The organism is Acinetobacter sp. LCT-H3 (genome assembly GCF_001866125.1).
GTDB classification, from domain to species: Bacteria; Pseudomonadota; Gammaproteobacteria; order Pseudomonadales; family Moraxellaceae; genus Acinetobacter; species Acinetobacter schindleri.
In genome coordinates, this window is sequence record NZ_MODX01000006.1 from 1 (window position 1) to 18,822 (window position 18,822).

General features: G+C 44.8%; 15 protein-coding genes and 1 pseudogene. 8 read left to right on the plus strand and 8 right to left on the minus strand.

Going from position 1 to position 18,822, the window contains the following annotated elements; all coding sequences use genetic code 11:
- Positions 1–271 (minus strand): annotated as a pseudogene (locus tag BK820_RS15575) (ATP-binding protein); the annotation flags it as partial.
- Between the two features lie 641 nt (positions 272–912).
- Between BK820_RS15575 and BK820_RS15745 the strand changes: the two are divergent.
- Genes BK820_RS15745 through BK820_RS04770 form a run of 4 tightly spaced genes read left to right on the plus strand, consistent with a single transcriptional unit; the run spans position 913 to position 4,292 of the window.
- Entirely contained in the window at positions 913–1,017 is a 105-nt protein-coding gene (locus BK820_RS15745) for a hypothetical protein (protein ID WP_372410767.1), read from the plus strand.
- Positions 1,010–1,453, plus strand: coding sequence for a CopG family ribbon-helix-helix protein (locus BK820_RS04760; protein ID WP_004894906.1), 444 nt, complete (start codon positions 1,010–1,012; stop codon positions 1,451–1,453). The genes BK820_RS15745 and BK820_RS04760 overlap by 8 nt, the downstream gene beginning before the upstream one ends.
- A gap of 11 nt (positions 1,454–1,464) precedes the next feature.
- Positions 1,465–3,273, plus strand: coding sequence for an allophanate hydrolase (gene atzF / locus BK820_RS04765; protein WP_071320254.1), 1,809 nt, complete (start codon positions 1,465–1,467; stop codon positions 3,271–3,273).
- Entirely contained in the window at positions 3,270–4,292 is a 1,023-nt protein-coding gene (locus BK820_RS04770; RefSeq protein ID WP_071320255.1) for an ABC transporter substrate-binding protein, read from the plus strand. Before atzF ends, BK820_RS04770 begins: the two co-directional genes overlap by 4 nt.
- 270 nt (positions 4,293–4,562) lie before the next feature.
- Here the strand turns inward: BK820_RS04770 and BK820_RS04775 are convergent, their stop codons facing one another.
- The 5 genes from BK820_RS04775 to BK820_RS04795 form a co-directional block, all read right to left on the minus strand.
- Positions 4,563–4,892: a DMT family transporter gene (locus BK820_RS04775; RefSeq protein WP_004280373.1), complete on the minus strand. Its 330-nt coding sequence runs from the start codon at positions 4,890–4,892 to the stop codon at positions 4,563–4,565.
- A gap of 8 nt (positions 4,893–4,900) precedes the next feature.
- Positions 4,901–5,782, minus strand: coding sequence for a hypothetical protein (locus tag BK820_RS04780; RefSeq protein ID WP_071320256.1), 882 nt, complete (start codon positions 5,780–5,782; stop codon positions 4,901–4,903).
- Positions 5,779–6,786, minus strand: a complete 1,008-nt coding sequence (locus tag BK820_RS04785; RefSeq protein WP_071320257.1) for an isopenicillin N synthase family dioxygenase — start codon at positions 6,784–6,786, stop codon at positions 5,779–5,781. The genes BK820_RS04780 and BK820_RS04785 overlap by 4 nt, the downstream gene beginning before the upstream one ends.
- Before the next feature lie 77 nt (positions 6,787–6,863).
- Positions 6,864–7,745 carry an ABC transporter ATP-binding protein gene (locus tag BK820_RS04790; protein WP_071320258.1) on the minus strand — a complete coding sequence of 294 codons (882 nt, stop codon included), beginning with the start codon at positions 7,743–7,745 and terminating at the stop codon, positions 6,864–6,866.
- Positions 7,745–8,689, minus strand: coding sequence for an ABC transporter permease (locus BK820_RS04795; RefSeq protein ID WP_071320259.1), 945 nt, complete (start codon positions 8,687–8,689; stop codon positions 7,745–7,747). Before BK820_RS04795 ends, BK820_RS04790 begins: the two co-directional genes overlap by 1 nt.
- Before the next feature lie 309 nt (positions 8,690–8,998).
- Here BK820_RS04795 and mtlD point away from each other — a divergent pair, with 309 nt between their 5' ends.
- Positions 8,999–11,125 (plus strand): bifunctional mannitol-1-phosphate dehydrogenase/phosphatase, encoded by a 2,127-nt coding sequence (mtlD, locus tag BK820_RS04800; RefSeq protein ID WP_071320260.1) that lies wholly within the window; start codon positions 8,999–9,001, stop codon positions 11,123–11,125.
- A gap of 65 nt (positions 11,126–11,190) precedes the next feature.
- On the opposite strand, the gene BK820_RS04805 is transcribed toward mtlD, so the two are convergent.
- Together BK820_RS04805 and BK820_RS04810 are read right to left on the minus strand one after the other, a co-directional pair.
- The gene (locus BK820_RS04805) at positions 11,191–12,195 is read right to left on the minus strand and encodes an ABC transporter substrate-binding protein (RefSeq protein ID WP_071320261.1); all 1,005 of its coding nucleotides are present in this window, start codon (positions 12,193–12,195) and stop codon (positions 11,191–11,193) included.
- 10 nt (positions 12,196–12,205) lie between these two features.
- Positions 12,206–12,784 carry an ANTAR domain-containing response regulator gene (locus BK820_RS04810; protein ID WP_071320262.1) on the minus strand — a complete coding sequence of 193 codons (579 nt, stop codon included), beginning with the start codon at positions 12,782–12,784 and terminating at the stop codon, positions 12,206–12,208.
- 401 nt (positions 12,785–13,185) lie between these two features.
- Between BK820_RS04810 and BK820_RS04815 the strand changes: the two genes are divergently transcribed.
- Genes BK820_RS04815 through nirD form a run of 3 tightly spaced genes read left to right on the plus strand, consistent with a single transcriptional unit; the run spans position 13,186 to position 18,752 of the window.
- Complete coding sequence (locus tag BK820_RS04815) at positions 13,186–14,535, plus strand: MFS transporter (protein ID WP_071320263.1); 1,350 nt, start codon at positions 13,186–13,188, stop codon at positions 14,533–14,535.
- 35 nt (positions 14,536–14,570) lie between these two features.
- The gene (gene nirB, locus BK820_RS04820) at positions 14,571–17,117 is read left to right on the plus strand and encodes a nitrite reductase large subunit NirB (protein WP_071320264.1); all 2,547 of its coding nucleotides are present in this window, start codon (positions 14,571–14,573) and stop codon (positions 17,115–17,117) included.
- Positions 17,118–17,141: 24 nt separating this feature from the next.
- The gene (nirD, locus tag BK820_RS04825) at positions 17,142–18,752 is read left to right on the plus strand and encodes a nitrite reductase small subunit NirD (protein ID WP_071320265.1); all 1,611 of its coding nucleotides are present in this window, start codon (positions 17,142–17,144) and stop codon (positions 18,750–18,752) included.
- Positions 18,753–18,822 lie beyond the last annotated feature (70 nt).

Genomic DNA, 18,822 nt, shown 5'->3' on the forward strand with positions numbered 1-18,822 from the left:
CTGTTTTCTCAGCACACATCAGTCTTCTAAATTGTGTATTATTTAAGTATTCACAAAGATTGTCTATTTCTGCTGTTAAGTCATATTTTTGAAATTTTGAAAAATCAGTTGTTGTTTGAAAAAGTGTACGTAAAAATCTACTTTTCCCTGCATTATTCTTACCAATAAAAAAATTTAATCTTTTAATTTCTATGACTTCATCATATTCCGTATCATTATCTGAACTATAATTTTCTAAATTTTCAGCCCAGTAATATAATTTTTCTGTCATAAAAAGCCCTCCAAATATGGGAGCTAATTTAGCAGTAATTCATTACTTTTCAAATAATTTATGAAATAGTGATTGATTCAAATCTGGTTGTCTTTGTTTTAGAAGTATAACACCTAGATAGATAACGGCCGGAATCACTCAGCCACACTTTGATGCACACTCGAACCCCAATGGTGCAAAATGGCCTATTTTTTAGGCACACTTAAAAAAGTAAATCATTCTTGTTTTGCCTCTTTTTGCGTATGTAATTAATTTCCCATGTATTCTCCTTAAATCTATTCTATTTTTATATTGTGGCACGCTTAATGCATTTATTTATATACAACATAAATAGAGGAGAGCAATACACTTGATCACTCATAATCACAAACATCGGTTAACCATTCATGTATAAAAAGAATAGCAAGGACATGAGCAATCAAAATGGAATAAACCGGTGAAATACAAAACTTACTTTTGCTTTAGAACAAGCCCCATTTCAATGTTATGGGGCTTTTTTTCGCCCTTTTATATAAGTTTATTCACTTCATCCAAATAACTAAAAATTGGCACGCTTTCTGCATTTTCCTAAGTAATACGAAATTTTGGTTTTGTAATATCCACAGGAGATGCACATGAACAATCCGACATCAAATAAAAAAATGCATCCATGGCTTCACTTTTTGGTTGAGCTGCTTAGCGTACGCGCAGGCTTTCACATTAAACAGTCTTCCCAATATCAATCCAAGGATCAACATCGTGCCTAAACAAAAATTGGCACGGATCAGTATTACCGTGCCAGAAACCACGCTGCAGGCGATGGATCAAAAAATTGTCGAGCAGCACTATGAAAGTCGCTCGCAGGCCATTGTCGACATGATTAACCGCCACCTGATTGATGATCTGGTGATCCGAGATGAAGTTATGGTTGGTACGCTTACCTTGCTCTATGACGTTAGCCTGAAACCGCTGCGCAGTCAGCTGGTCGATCTGCAGCAGCAGTATTTGGCGCAAGTGATCAACTCGCTTCATATCCAGCTGGATGATGAAAAAATTCTGCAAGTCATGCTGATGCAGGGCGCGAGCAGTGACCTGAAAGAAATAAGCGAACAATTTATTGCACTGAAAGGCGTGATTAAAGGGCATCTCGAACTGATGGATGCCGTCATGCCGCCTATTCCACAAAATACCGAACACACTTAAGGAGAACAGCTGTGCACAACTTATGGACTGTACAGGACTGGCAACACGCCTACCAGAATAACAATATCCAGCTTAGTGACCTGATTGAGTATGTTGCCGGATTGAATAATGACGATCATGCCTGGATTTCAATTGCAACAGCAGCACAATTACAGGCACAAATTGATGCATTGACTGGTGCAGATAGTGCAAGCTTGCCACTTTATGGGGTGCCATTTGCAGTCAAGGACAATATTGATGTTGCAGGGTTCTATACCACAGCAGCATGTAAAGAGGTAGCTTATCTGGCAACTTCCGATGCAACCGCAGTAGCCAAATTAAAAGCTGCCGGCGCGATTGTCGTGGGTAAAACCAATCTGGATCAGTTTGCGACGGGTCTGGTTGGTGTGCGCTCCCCATACGGCGCGGTAAAGAACAGCTTTAATCCTGAATATATCAGTGGCGGTTCAAGTTCCGGTTCAAGTGTAGTCGTGGCAAACGGATTAGTGCCATTTTCACTGGGTACAGATACTGCAGGTTCAGGACGTGTACCGGCAGGGCACAATAACATTGTCGGACTCAAACCAACCAAAGGCTGGTTCTCGACTACGGGCCTAATTCCAGCTTGTCGTACCATCGATTTGATTTCGATTTTTGCCTTAACGGTGGATGATGCCTGGCAGGTGGCGCAAGTCATGCAAGGCTATGATGCCAGCGATGATTATTCCAGAATGCATCCTCAAAATGTACCGAGCCAATTTTCAAAAGGCAAAATTGCCATTCCAGATACACTGGAATTTTATGGCGATGCCGAAACTGAAAAAGCATTCCAGCTGGCGATCGCACGTGCACAAAGCTTGGGTTATACGGTTGAGCCGATTGATTTTGCTCCATTTCAACAACTGGCAGCGGCCTTGTATAACCGCTCTTGGGTGGCTGAACGTACCAGTGCCGTGGAAAAAATGGTGCAACGCGAGCAGACCCATCCGGTAATTGGCCAGATTATTGCGCAGGCAGACCGGTTCAATGCGGTCGATGTCATGCAGGATGAATATGAACGTGCCCACCTGAGCCGTGTTATTCAAAATACACTGGCAGATTATGATGCCTTGATGGTGCCTACTGCACCCACCATTTATCGCATTGCAGAAGTAGAAGCCGATCCTCTGGTAAAAAACAGCCACATGGGCGCTTATACCAATTTTGTCAATTTTGCCGATCTGACAGCTTTGGCGCTACCAAATAGCATTCGTGCCGATGGTCTGCCAACGGGCGTGACCTTTATTGCGCCAGCCTGGATGGATGAAGCACTGGCCAAATTCGGGCAAAAATGGCAGCAAGCAAGCCAGTTAAAGTTGGGCACATCTGAACTTAGCTATGAAAAAATAACTGAAATCTCATCGGGTCACAGCGTCAAACTGGCTGTCGTCGGTGCACATCTGACCGGTATGCCACTGAATTTTCAGTTGACCACGCGCGGTGGCACCCTGATCAAGCAGACCCGGACTGCTTTGCATTACAAACTTTATGCATTAAAAAATACCACACCGCCAAAACCCGGCCTGCAATACAGCGCTCAAGGTTATTCAATTGAAGTCGAGGTCTGGAATATTCCGCGTGCACTATTCGGGGACATTGTTGCAGAAGTGCCGGCACCTTTGGGGATCGGCAATGTCCAGCTGATTGATGGTAGTTGGGTCAAAGGCTTTATCTGTGAAGGCTATGCACTTGAAGATGCAACAGATATCAGTCATTTCGGTGGCTGGCGCGAATTTATAAAATCTAAACAACTTTCAAATACCAAATTTAAATGTGAATGCATAGGGGAAGTCGCAAAATGATCAAAAAAGCACTGATGTCCGTTTCCGTACTGTCTGCAATCCTTTTTAGCGGTTGTGACAATACCGCTAAAGTACCTGAACCAAATGCCAAGGCAGAAGGGAGTGTAAATACTCAGCCCATCCGGATTGGTTATAGTGACTGGCCGGGATTTGTGGCCTGGCAGGTGGCGATTGAAAAAGGCTGGCTAAAAGAAGCAGGGGTAAATGCCAATTTCGAATGGTTTGATTATTCAGCCTCACTGTCAGCTTTTGCTGCCAACCAGCTGGATGCAGTCATGGTCACCAATGGTGATAATCTGGTCACTGGCTCTGGCGGTACCAAGGGTGTGATGATCATGGCGACTGATTATTCAGCTGGAAATGACGTGATTATTGCCAAGAATGGCATTAATTCGATTCAGGATCTGCGCGGTAAAACAATCGCGACTGAAAAAGGCCTCGTTGATCACTTGTTACTGTCCACTGCACTGGATGATGCCAAGGTTAAACTGAATGAAGTTAAACTGGTCAATACCATGACCAATGAATTGCCACAGGTGTTTGCCACTCCCGATATTGATGCGATTGCGGTATGGCAGCCAGTGGCGAATCAGGCTTTATCCGCGGTGGCCGGTTCCAAGATTATTTTCACCTCTAAAGACAAGCCGGGATTAATTTACGATACCTTGACCGTGAATCCAGCCCATCTGGAAGCCAATAAAGAGCAATGGAAAAAGGTAATTCAGGTTTGGGATAAAACGGTGAAATACATCAATGACCCGGCGACTCGTGAAGATGCTGCACAGATCATGTCCAAACGTGTCGGTGTAGATGCGAAAACCTATATGCAGTTCATTGATGGTACGCATTTACTTGATCTGGCCGCCAACAAGAAAGTCTTTACCAAAGGTGATGGTTTCGACTCGATCTATGGTTCCAGCTATCATGTGAACAAGTTCAATGTGGCCAACGGCATTTATACGACTGAAATGAACGTAGATGGCGTGATTGTTCCAACGCTGGTGCAAGAGCTGCAATAAAGCCTGATCTCTTACATAAGAAATCCCTGGTCTGGGGATTTCTTATTGTTAAATGAGTAGATATTTTTTATAAATCAAAAAATGATTGAAGGGATATTGAAAAGCTCCTTCTCCTTCTGGGATGAGAGGCATAGCTTCGCATGAGGATGAGGGTATTTATTAGAAAGAACCCCTCCCTGAGGAGCATGCTCCGCAAGTCTCCTACAAGGAGAGGCAATTTACTTCTTAATAATTAAAAATGACTGATGAAAGAACGCTAATATCAAAAAATTAAAGCTGCGTACTTTTGGAAAAGACATTGATAAAAATAATGCCAATGATCATAAACGCCAGACCGATCAGCGCAGGAAGATCCAGTTGCTGTTTAAACACCAAGAGACCAACCGTTGATATCAAGATAATGCCAGCACCAGACCAGATTGCATAGGCAATGCCCATTGGAATGGTTTTCATGGTCAGTGACAGGAAAAACAGGGCAACGGCATAACCGGCAATGGTGGCAAGTGAAGGCCAGAGCACGCTAAAACCATTGGAAGCTTTCAATGCAGAAGTTGCAATGACTTCTGCAATGATGGCAATCGAAAGATATAAAAAAGACATATTTCTCCCTATAACACCCGTTCTGCATGCTGCATCAGGTGATCCTGTTCTGACTTCAGCCAGCTTTCAGCTTGTGTAGTCGTGGGGGTCGCATATTGAAATTGGTAATCCGGCTGGTATATATCCAGCTCAAAAATCAGGTCAATGTCGCGACCATCTAAAATGACATGCTGAACCAGACGGGTCTCATCGAGAACTTCAAAATTTTCCAGGTTAAAGGCTTTACCTGTCTCACTGCTGCGGGTGCTGTAAGTTTTAGCTTGACCATCAGCCCCGATAGAAACTTCAAAACTTTCCACCAAGGCAAACACGGTCGGATCGACAGCTTTCAAATCCATTTGAGCTACTGCACTTTGCACTTCAGGCAAACGCGTCAGGGCATAGGCAATATGATCAGCACAAATGATCAGGCCACCATCCATTTCCAGTTCCTGACCAGATTGAACATCAAGCGCAGACTGAAGCCGCAGCCCTAAAAATAAACCGTGCTGTACCTGCTGGCGCCAGTCTTCGACATAGACATTACTTGGAGAAAATTCCAGAATGCAGTTGCCAATTGCATGCAACCTAGCAGGTTCTGGCCACTGCACATGATTCTGGTAATTGGCGTAGTCTTTCACTTCCCAGGACAATAGCTGGCTAGCGTTATCCCAAAACGTATTGCCAATCCAGCCTTGGCGTTCCTGAACAGCAGTTCTCGTCTGGCTTTTTAGACGAAGATCAATGGTAAAGCTGCGCGACTGGAACCAGTACACAATGGTGTTTTCATCGGTCAGGCCATTAAAAAAACTGATGCTTTTACGCCGGAAAGCACCGTATAAAAAGCCCGGAATAATCTCTGACTGAGGGGTGGTGGACTTTAAAGTTTTAATTACTTCAAACAGATTCATGATGCTGTCTCCGCCTGTTCTTCAAGTCCAAAAGAGGAAAGTGGTACAGCATTTTTTAAGACCAGTTCACCGCTAGCAACGCGATGTTTTAAATATTGAAAGGTCTGGGCGGTCTGATTAAATAGATGCTCGCCCCCGATCAGGGCAGAATATTTGGAATTTTCAGTGTGAATAACCGGTTCAATCACGGTGTCATAATTGCAGGCGCAAAACAGCGGGAATGAATAACGTTCTTCCGAGACCTTTTTCACGCGGTGCTTGGTGGCGAGATATTTACCATTTGACAGAATTTCCATCATGTCCCCGATATTCATCACCAGGGTATTTTCAATCAGGGGGATGTCGATCCATTCACCGGCTTTATTCAAAACCTGTAAGCCGGGCGCGGTGGGTAACAGCAGGGTAAAGCATTCATAATCGGTATGTGCGCCAATACCTTCGGCATCTTGCACTTCCGGATTATAGGGATAATGAATCAAACGTAGCTGACTTGGTGCATCAGTAATTTTGCTTTCAAAAAAATCCTCACGAACGCCCAACGCCAGTGCAAAGGCAGAAAAAATCTGCTGGCTGATCTCACGCAGATGGCTATAGTATTGGCTGACAATAGACTTGAAATCCCGATGGTCTGGCCATAAGGTTGGCCCCAGTAAAGGACAGTCTTTTCTTACCCCCTGATAATCATAATTGACATCATAGGCTTCTTTTAAGTCATAACTGTTGCCGGCAAATTGTTCTTCACCAATCGGCACATAGCCGCTATGGTTTTTTGATTTGCCAATATAGTGCCGCATTTTGGTGTCCAGATCCTGTGCAAAATAGGACTGGGCCATTTCAATCAGGGCGTTGGCGTAGTCAAAATTAAACTGGTCGCCTTGCAGATAAAGAAATCCGACTTCTTTACAGGCCTGATCCAGAGCATGAGCAACTTCAATACGATCGGCTAAATCCGGACTTTGCAATTTTGAAATATTAACCAGTGGGAGTACATATTGCGCTTGCATGACAATCACCTCTAATGTTGGTCGTCCAACACAGCGATTAAAACCTTCGGGTCGTCCCAAAGGCATTTTGAATGAGATTATTTATTGCTGCTGACCTTGGTCATACGCGGAATGAATGGCAGTTCTGCCAGTGCCGGATCCAGTTCATCTTCCTCAGCATGCACCAGATAATCGACACGTTGTCTTAACTGTTTAAATTCAGGACTAAGCATGACGTCTGGATGGCGTGGACGAGGTAGATCAACTTCGATAATTTCCTTGATTTCACCCGGATTGGCTTTCAGCGCCACAATACGGTCGGCCAGTAAAATGGCTTCATCCATATCGTGAGTCACAAAAATGATGGTGATGTCGATATTTTGCCAAAGATCCATCAGATGACGCTGCATTTTTTGCCGGGTATGCGGATCGAGTGCTCCAAAGGGTTCATCCATCAACAGGATCTTCGGTTCATTGACCAAAGCCCGGGCAATCGCGACACGCTGTTTCATCCCGCCAGACAGCTCATGCGGATACTGGTTTTCATACTTTTCCAGACCAATGATATTGATCCATTCACGTGCCTGCGCTTCGGCCGCTGCACTACTTTGGCCTTTCATGCGCGGGCCAAACATGACATTTTCCTTGACGGTTTTCCATGGAAACAGGGTATAGCCCTGGAACACCATGCCACGCTCTGGACTTGGGCCGGTAATCGGCTGGCCATCCACCAGAATCTCACCACTGCTATAAGGATCCAGACCGGCGACTACACGGCTAAAGGTTGACTTGCCGCAACCGGAAGGTCCAATCACACAGATGAACTCCCGCTTATGAATTTTCAAATCAAGGGCATTTAAAACCGTACGCTCGGTTTTGCCATGACTGAATGATTGGGTCAGCTGTTTGGCTTCCAGAATCACCGGACGGCTATAAATCTTGTCAAAGTATTCGCGGGTATTAAATTCAGTGTTTTGCATCAGTTGGCTCCCGGTTTCCATTTAAATAAGCGTTGTCCCAGTTTCATTAAAATCACATCACACAGCAGACCAATCACCCCAATGATCAGGATCGCGGCAAAGACATTATCAAAGTTCTGATAACGGGCTTGCTGGGTAATGAACCAGGTAATCCCGGAGGTACTGCCGATTAGTTCTGCTACGATCAGGTAAGTCCATGCCCAGCCGAGCAGCACACGCAGATTGCGGTAAATTTCCGGAAGGGCTGCTGGAATGACGACATGCAACAGGCTTTTGAGTTTATTGGTGCCTAGGGTAAAACCGGCTTCAATCAGGCTGCGATCCACCAGACGTGTGGTATTGGCAATAATCAGGATTTGCTGGAATAAAGTTCCAATCACAATGATGGCAATTTTTGGTGCATCATTAATGCCCAGAATTGCCACTGCCAGTGCACCAAAGGCCGGAGCAGGTAGATAACGGAAAAATTCAACAAAGGGCTCGGTCAGCTGGGAAATTTTATTGGAGAATCCACATAAAATACCCAGTGGAATACCGACCAGGGAAGAAATAAAGAACGCAGTAAACACCAGTTTGATACTGTGCCACAGACTTTCATGAAACCAGGGCGCATTCGCCTGAGCCGGCTCCGTGGTAAAAGCTGTGACCAAAGCAATGGCAACTTCATGGGGTGCAGGCAGATAAATCGGATTCACCAGAATACCTTGCGGCGGAGCCAGACCCTGATCTACCGCAGACTGGGCAGCAGAAAAAAACAGGTTTTTATCAATACGACTATCCACCTGTAAATAGGCAACACTACCTGAATCCGTAATCTGGACTTGTGGATGCCAGATAAATGGCAAATAGCTGACTGCACACCAGATGAGAATTGGTATTAAAAACGACCCCAAGCCAAACAGTAACTTATTTCTTTGACTGAGTTCACGTGCAACGTAACTCATAGTGTTGCCCCTCAATATTACAAATTTTATAAAACGTAATACTGACTAAGCAAAATGGATGCCACGATTAACTAAAATCTTCAATTTGATAAAAGAATCTGATATTCAAAAATCATTAAAAAATAAAGTTTTTGACTTACTTAAATTAACCTTCTGGTTACGTATAAAAACATAAAACATAGCATTTCAGTCTTTATTGGTTATTTTTTGATCCAAACTATTTCATATCTTTACATTGGTTTAATTCAGTTTTGTTTTTCTTTAAGGTATTGCTCACTTCTTAACTCATTGAATTATAAAAGGGGAGCAATGCTAGAATTTAAAAATCAAATCGTACACGGCGCAATTTTTGATATGGATGGAACCATGTTTGATACCGAACGCTTGCGCTTTCAAACCTTGCAACAAGCTTCACGTGAGCTGATTGGCATTGAATTTTCTGAAAGTTATTTAATGCAGTGTTTGGGCCTTAGTGCTCGTAGTGCAGAGCAATTGGCTAAAGAGCGTTATGGAGAAGATGTACCTTATGCCGAGATTCGTCAACGTGCCGATGTGCTGGAACTGGAGCACGTGCGTCAATACGGCGTTCCGATTAAAAAAGGTTTATTACAAGTGCTGGAACGCCTGCGCAAAGCTGGTCTGAAAATGGCGGTAGCCACCTCAAGCCGACGTGCGATCGCAGAAGAATATTTAATCAATGCAAATGTCTATAAGTTTTTTGATGTACTGGTCTGTGGCGATGAGATTAAACAGGGGAAACCTCATCCGGAAATTTTTATCAGTGCAGCCGAAAAAATCAATTTAAGTCCGGCCCAGTGCCTGATGTTTGAAGATTCTGAAAATGGTCTGCGCTCTGCCTATGATGCAGGCGGGATGACGGTGCTTTTCAAAGACATCAAAACACCGAATGAATCGATGCTGGCACAAGCCCAGTATTATTATGAAACGGTCGAAGATTTCTTGACGGAATTAAACCAGTTTGTGCCCGTTCTGGACATGCCAGAACTACAGACGGCTTTTCCGCAAACACTGAATCAGTTGACGGTCGGGATACACGGTTTTGGTGCAATTGGGGGCGGTTATCTGGCTCAGGTATTATCACACTGGGATGGATACACACGTCCGCGCAAAATTATTGCTTCGACACGTAATCCGCTTTATCAATCTAGCGTTAATGCTTTTGGCACTTACTGTATTCGCTATGGTCAGAATTCGTTTGACCAGCGTATTGAAAATATGAGCGTAATTGATGCGCATGATCTGGAACAGATGCAGAACATGTATATTGAATCCAGTCTGGTCGCCATTTGCGTACCTGAGGAAGCACTGGTTTCTGAAGCGGAGGTCATTGCACAAGGTTTATACGCACGTTATCTGGCTGATGAGCAGCAGGATCAACCACTGACAGTGCTCATTATCCTGAATAAAATCGGTGCTAAACAGAAGGTGATACAGCAGATTCTGAATCGTCTGCAACGAATTACCGATGAACAGACTGCACAGAAGATTATGGATCAGCATTACTTCTGTGACACCGTGGTCAACCGTATGGTGTCCAAGCTATCAGACCAGAAACTGTATCGTCAGTTGCGCATTAAATACAACATGTTCAAGCAGTACCAGCTAGATGAAGATCTGTCCACCGTTGATCTGGATGATTCAACCGCATTGAATGCCGAGCAGGAACATCAGGCAGGTCTATATATAGAAGACCTGCGCCGTAACTTCCAGCCGAGTCATATCCTGCAGTCGATGGATCTGATTCTGTTTAATGCTGAAACGGATATGCCGATTTATGTAGAAAATAACAGTCCCTTACTGGCGAAAATGCGGCAGATGATTCTGGTGGATGATATTGCCAATATCCAGCTGATTAAAAACCGCTTATGGAATGGCGTACATGCGATGATGGCCTGGTATGCCAGCCTGCGTGGACATCCGACTATTGGGATTGCCATGTCAGATCAGGCAGTCAGAAAATTTATGCACCAGTCCTTAGCTCAAGTGAAACATAGTCTATGTTACCAGATTCCAAAACATGCCTCAGATCTGGAACGTCTGGCTCAAAGCTTTAGTGAATCTTGTGCCCATGCTTATCAGGACCCATGCGCACGTGTAGGTCGTGAACCCCTCAGAAAACTTGAGCACAATGAGCGGGTGATGGGCTCGTTGGCGACCTTGCTCAAATATAGCTTGCCTTTTGATGTGGTTTTAAAAGGAGCAGTGCTCGGTTATGTCTATGCTCTGGAGCAGGGCGAATGCGAGCAGCAGGAACTTTTAATGCATTTGCAGATCCAATTAAGACATATGGCATTAGAACCGCAGCTCTATGAGATGTTGTATGACGAAATGGCACAATTCATCAATCAGATCATTGCTGGAAAACTGTCCTTGCAGAAATTCATGCAACTGAATTTACAACAGGCATTCAGCTGAATAAAACGTTAAATCTAAAAGACCCAGAATTTTCTGGGTCTTTTTTTATGGAAATAGGCAATGTTTTAAACAGTAGTCGCTTCTTGCTGATAAATACAGGATTGCGCAATCTGTTTTTTCTCGGCTGCGGTCATTTCAATATCTTCCCATTTTTCTATTTGCTGCAAGAGCCAGCTAAAATCTTCCAGTTTGGGTTGGGCACTTTCACCATGCATATTACGGATAATTGTCTGAATCTTATGGAAGTCATAAACATGCTGATGATCAGAACATTCAAACTGGATAATCTTATAATCGACCAGCATCTCCCAGACTTCAGACAGGTCAGTTCTCTGTTGCAAATCGGCTTGGGCTTTCTGAATCGCAGTCACTAAAGCTTTTAAGGTCAGTGGATGTTGTTCTGCCCACTCCTGACAGACTGCTAGTACTTTGTCTGCCACTGCAGGAATAATATTTGGGCCGGAGGCCACAATAAAACTATGACCTTCAATCTGCGCCTGAATATTCCACGGCTCACCCACACAAAAGCCATCAAAGACATGTTGGGCAATACCTTTCACCATCGAGGGCGGTGGCGAGGTTAGCATATGAAAGTTTTTAGCCAAATCTGGATCGGTCAGTGCCAGCCATTCACGTAAACAGAAATGATGGATTGAATATTTATATACATGCGCCAGATTCACGCGTTTATTTTCTTTCAGTGCTTGCACGACTTTTTCCGAACTGGTTTTTTCATCGAAATCCGGATGTAAATTCAGCGCATAGCAAATATCCTGGCGCAGACTGATAAAGGCCTGATTAATACTGAGTACCAAAGGCGTTTGCAGATTGGCTTTCAGTTGATCCTGACCAAGTGCTGCAGCTGGCAACATTGCAGACAGGCAGTGCGCGACATCAAGGAAGCCATAAGCCAGACGGTCACGCAGACTGGCCCATGAAGCTTCCCGGATCAAGTTCACCTTTAAACCTTGTTCCTGAAAATAACCCTGTTTTTCCGCCCATAAGATCGCGACACAATCGAGCAAAGGAATAAAGCCGATATTAATTTCATGCTGTTCCAGTTCAGACATTTTCTTCTCCTTATTCGCCCGATAACAGTTTTTGTGCATCCAGCAGACGTCTTGCCATTTCGCCCAAAGTTATGCGGTGACTCATGGCATTTTTGCGCAGCAGAGCAAAAGCTTGTTCTTCGCTCATGGAATGCAGTTGAATCAGCAAGGATTTAGCTTTGTCGATGTCACGGCGGTCTGCCAGCTTATCTTGGGTTTCCTTGAGATCATTCAGCAGTTTTTTATGCTTATGGAATTGCTCAATGGAAATCTCCATGATGCTATTCAGCTTGCTCGGATCAATACCATCAACAATATACGCCGTCACACCGGCATCAATCGCGCTTTTGATGGTGTCCTTGTTGGAGTTCTGGGTAAACAGAACCGTAGGTAATTCATACTGGCTCACGCAGCTTTCGATAATGTCTCGATGCGGGTGATCCATATTCAATAGAATGACATCTGCCTGCAGATTCTTGACATGCGCCATACTCAGATCATGGACGATCAGGCAGGCAACGACGATAAAATCATGCGCAGTTAATGAATCCTGAATAAATTCAGCACGTTCGGCATTGTCATCAATGAGTGCAATTTTAAGTTTTGGCATATTACAGCTTTATTTTTGATCCAATGATCGGTACATCTTGAACGCATTTATATGCAATTTTTGCGCCATTTTTATGCAATGTTAAGCAGGGTTTTCTGTATTTTTATGATTCCTTTTTGTGCAAAAGCTTTGAAACAGTGCAATTCCATCAATGTCGTAGGGGATTGCAATGCTTATAAATAAGTTGGACTAGCGCTTTATCCTTAAAAAATAAGTAAAAAAGCCTTTTTTATAAAATTGGCACAGATCCTGCTAAGTATTTAACAAGATAAGAGTATTGAGTCAAAGGCGACTTATACCTGAAAATTTAGACGGCCAATGACGTCCGTTCTGTTCGATTCTGACCTGCCAAAGCCACAGGCCAGGATATTTATAACGTTCAGTTCTGGAGGAAGATGGTCATGTCTTCAAATTTACAAGCTCAAAAAGCAACAAAAATAAGTCTATTCAGTTTTTCCAGCGCAGCGATGCGTGCCTTCCACATGAGCTGGCTGGCATTCTTTGTCTGTTTCTTCGCCTGGTTTGCCTGTGCGCCGCTGATGCCGGTCATTGCAGGTGAATTCAATCTGACCAAAGCACAAATCGCCAATATCAACATTGCTGCGGTTGCTATCACTATTCTGGTTCGTCTGATTGTGGGGCCTTTATGTGACAAATACGGTCCACGTAAAACCTATTCTGCATTACTGATCATCGGCAGTATTCCTGTCTTTGGTGTTGCAGCTTCTAATAGCTACGAATCCTTCCTGTTCTTCCGCTTATTGATTGGCGCCATTGGTGCCAGCTTCGTGATTACCCAATATCACACCAGCATCATGTTTGCGCCAAATGTCGTAGGTACGGCAAATGCGGCAACTGCAGGCTGGGGCAATGCAGGTGGTGGCGCCACGCAGGTATTGATGCCATTAATGCTGGCTGCCCTGGTGATGTTCGGTGTTGAACAGGCAATGGGCTGGAGAATTGCACTGATTGTGCCAGGTGTGATGATGGTGATAGTAGGCTTCCTGTACTGGAAACTGACTCAAGACTGTCCGCAAGGCAACTTTAGTGAATTACGTGCCCAAGGCGTCAGTGTCGGCAGCGATAAAAAAGGCGGCATGGCGATTCTGATGCATGCAGCGAAAAACTACCGCGTCTGGATCCTGTTTGGTGCCTATGCTGCCTGTTTCGGTATCGAAATCTTCATTCATAACATCGTGGCAATGTACTACGTAGAAAACTTCGAGTTTGGCCTGAAAGAAGCGGGTATGGCTGCGGGGATCTTTGGTTTGCTGGCGTTATTTGCACGCGCCCTGGGCGGCATCGTATCTGACAGAGTCGCACTAAGCAAAGGTCTGGATGGCCGTACCAAAGTATTGTTTCTGATGATCCTGCTGGAAGGTGTGTTCCTGGTGGTGTTCTCACAAATGAACAGTGCAATGCTGGCAATCCTTACCATGACGGTATTTGCCCTGTTTACCCACATGGCCTGCGGTGCGACCTATGCGCTGGTGCCATTTATTGATCGTGATGCACTGGGTGGCGTGGCGGGCATTATCGGTGCAGGCGGTAACGTAGGCGCAGTTGCAGCGGGCTTCTTATTAAAAGGCATGCTGGATATCCAGACCACATTAATGGTGCTGGGTGGGCTGGTAGTGATTGCTGCGAGCTGTGTATTGATGATCCGTTTCTCGGTTGAGCATAAGGAAAAAGAACAGCGTCTGTTTGAACAGGCGATCCAGGATCGCAACCTTGTTGAAGCGCAAAATTAAGACCAGATATTTTAAAATTAGTAGGAAGTAAACATATGAAAATTATCATGATTGGTCATGGCATGGTGGGCCACAAATTTATCGAATCTGTACTTGAACAGGCGGGCGATGAGGTTGAAATCACTATTCTGGCTGAAGAACCACGTTTGGCATATGACCGTGTTCATTTAACTGAATATTTCAGTGGAAAATCAGCAAAAGACTTGACCCTTTGCCGTAGCGACTTTGCGGATGCATATGGGATCGACCTGCGCTTGGGCACTAAAGCAGTTTCAATAAATCAGCACACTCGTACTGTGACTACCCAGCATGGTGAAGAGTTAACTTATGACAAGCTGATTCTGGCAACAGGTTCCTATGCTTTTGTTCCGCCAATCCCGGGGAATGACCGTGAAAATTGTTTTGTTTACCGTACGATTGAAGACCTGGATGCCATTCGTGCAGCGAGTTTAAATGCAAAAACTGGTGTGGTAATCGGTGGTGGTCTGTTGGGTCTGGAAGCAGCTAAAGCCCTGCGTGATCTAAATCTGGAAACACATGTGGTTGAATTTGCGCCACGTCTGATGGCAGTCCAGATTGATGATCTTGGCGGAAAAGTTTTACGCTCAAAAATTGAAAATCTGGGTGTTAAAGTTCATACCCAAAAAGCAACCTCATCTATTGAAGACGGTGCCAATGCCAAACATGTGATGAAGTTTGGTGATGGTGCGGAACTGGAAACCGATATTATCCTGTTCTCTGCAGGGATTCGTCCACGTGATGAATTGGCACGTCAAAGCGGGCTGGCCATTGGTGAACGTGGCGGAATCATGATCAATGATTATTGTCAGACTTCTCATCCAGATATTTACGCGATTGGTGAATGTGCACTCTGGAATAACAAGATTTTTGGTCTGGTGGCTCCAGGCTATGACATGGCACGTATCGCTGCAAAGCATGTGCTGCAAGAAGAATGTGCAGCATTTGCTGGTGCAGACATGAGCACCAAGCTGAAACTGATGGGTGTAGATGTTGCTTCGGTAGGCGATGCACATGCCATGACACCAGGTTCACTGAGCTACTTCTACGCCGATGAAGCGGCTCAAGTCTATAAGAAAATCGTGGTCAATGCCGAAAAGACCAAACTGTTGGGTGCAGTACTGGTCGGTTGTGCCAAAGAATATAACGACCTGCTGCAAATGATGCTGAATGGACTGGCTGTACCTGAGAATCCTGAAAGCCTGATTATGCCGGGCTTTGATCAGGCGACTGCTAAAGCAGGTGGTAGTGGTGTGGATCTACTTCCAGATAGTGCAACCATCTGTTCATGTAATAACGTGTCTAAAGCAGATATATGCTCTGCAATTGCTGATGGCTCAACTTCACTCGGCGCTCTGAAAAAATGCACCAAAGCAGCAACCGCCTGTGGTGGCTGTGCGCCACTCGTCACTCAAGTATTGAAGTCCGAGTTGCAACGCCAAGGCGTAACGGTAAATAACCATTTGTGTGAACATTTTGCTTACTCACGTCAAGAGCTGTATCACCTGGTTCGAGTTAATGAAATCAAAACGTTTGATGACCTGATTCATCAACATGGACATGGGCTGGGCTGTGACATCTGTAAACCGACAGTAGCGAACATTCTCGCATCTTGCTGGAATGATTTCGTCTTAAAACCAAGCCATGCTGGCTTGCAAGACAGTAATGACTACTACCTGGGCAATATCCAGAAAGATGGTTCTTACTCAGTCGTGCCACGTATGGCGGGTGGTGAAGTTACACCGGATGGCCTGATTGCGATTGGTCAGATTGCTAAAGAATATGGCCTATATACCAAACTGACAGGCGGTCAACGTGTCGATATGTTTGGTGCACAAGTGCATCAATTGCCGGAAATCTGGGAAAAACTGATCAATGCAGGTTTTGAATCAGGTCATGCTTACGGTAAATCCTTACGTACGGTGAAATCTTGTGTCGGTAGCACCTGGTGCCGTTATGGCGTAGATGATTCGGTTGGCTTGGCGATCTTCCTGGAAAACCGTTACAAAGGCCTGCGTTCTCCACACAAACTGAAAATGGCCGTGTCTGGCTGTACCCGTGAATGTGCCGAAGCACAAAGCAAAGACGTGGGCGTGATTGCCACTGAAAAAGGCTGGAACCTATATGTTTGCGGTAACGGCGGTATGAAACCACGCCACGCGGAACTGCTGGCATCTGATCTGGATACTCAAACCTTGATCCGCTATATCGACCGTTTCTTCATGTTCTATATCCAGACTGCAGATCGTTTGCAACGTACTTCGGTATGGCGTGACAACCTGGAAGGTGGCCTAGATTATCTGAAAGATGTCATCGTGAATGACTCGCTTGGTCTGGCCGCTGAACTGGAACACCGTATGCAGCATGTGGTGGGTACTTATCAGGACGAATGGCGTACTGCGATTGAAGATCCTAAAGTTCGTAAACGCTTTAAAACCTTTATTAATGCCAAAGCTGAACTGCAAAATGATCCTCATGTTCAATTTACTGAAGTACGCGGCCAGATCCGTCCGAAAACTGAAGCTGAACGTGATATCACACGTATTCCAGTAGTTGAAGCCTGATTCAAAGCATAAGGAAGAAAGAAGATGACCATTTTAAAAGATATGAATGAACTGAATTGGGTGGAAGTGTGTGCACTGGATGACATTACCCCGAATACCGGTGTAGGTGCATTAATTGAAAATCAGCAAATTGCTTTGTTCCGTGTAGGTCATGAAAAGCGTGTTTATGCCTTAAGTAACCAAGATCCATTTAGTAAAGCATTTGTAATGTCACGCGGGATTCTGGGTGATCTGCAAGGGGAACGCGTCGTCGCTTCACCGATTTACAAGCAGCATTTCAGTCTGGCAACCGGACGCTGTCTGGAAGATAAAGACCAAAAGCTGCTGGTATTTCCGAGCAAGATTGAAAATGGCAAAGTCTGGATCAGTCCGACCCCTCAAAAAACCTATATCACCAATAATGGTACTTCTCAGGAAAAGATGAAGCTGGTTTTGGTGGGCAATGGCCTGGCTGGTATGCGTTGTCTGGAAGACCTGCTGGATATGGCACCTGACCGTTATGAAATTACCGTGATTGGTGAAGAACCTTGGGGCAATTACAACCGTATCATGTTGTCACCAGTATTGTCTGGTGAGAAAACCATTGATGACATCATGCTGCATTCGCATGCCTGGTATGCTGACAAAGGCATCCGTCTGATTGCCGGTGATCCGGCAGTTCGCATCGACCGTCCTCGTAAACACGTATATACCGAAAAAGGCGAAGTGATCAGTTATGACCGCCTGATTCTGGCGACTGGTTCCAAACCATTTGTTCCACCGATTCCGGGGAGTGACTTAAAAGGTGTACTGAGCTTCCGTGATATTTATGATGTCAACAGCATGCTGGATTACTGCAAGACCCGGAAAAATGCTGTAGTGATTGGCGGAGGACTTTTAGGTCTGGAAGCAGCGTATGGACTAAAACAGCAAGGCATGAATGTCACAGTATTGCATCTGATGGATCGCATCATGGATCGCCAGCTGGACAGCAAAGCTAGCCAGATGCTGAAAACAGCAATTGAGCAGAAAGGTATCACGATTCTGACTGCAGCGAATACCGAATGCCTGTTTGGTGAAGAGGGTCATGTGACTCAAGTCAAACTCAAAGACGGGACTGTGCTGGATGCTGATCTGGTGGTGTTTGCTGTGGGGATCCGTCCAAACATGGCTTTAGCACAAAGCGCAGGCTTACGTTGTAACCGTGGTGTATTAGTGAATGACACCATGCAGACTTTTGACCCAAGTATTTATGCGGTGGGTGAATGTATTGAACATCGAGGTCAAACTTTTGGTCTGGTTGAACCACTTTGGGGCCAGGCGTTTATTTGTGCATCACATCTGGCCGAGCATGGCAGTCTGACGTTCAAAGCGCCAACCGTACCAACTCAATTAAAAGTGAGTGGCTGTGATGTATTCTCGGCAGGTGATTTCGAACCAAAAGAGGATTTTGAAGATATCGTACTAAATGATGAGAAACGTCAGATCTATAAACGCATTATTATTCAAAGAGATAAAGTAATTGGTGCAGTGCTGTTTGGTGATACTGAGGATGGTGCTTGGTATGCTGAGCTAATTGCAGATCAAACCCCAATTGCAACGATTCGTAACAAGCTACTTTTTGGTCGGGATTTTGCATTAAAGAAAGCAGGTTAATCCATCACATAAATCTCCCCTAACCCCTCTTTAAAAAGAGGGGAACCTCCCTCCTTTAACAAAGGAGGGT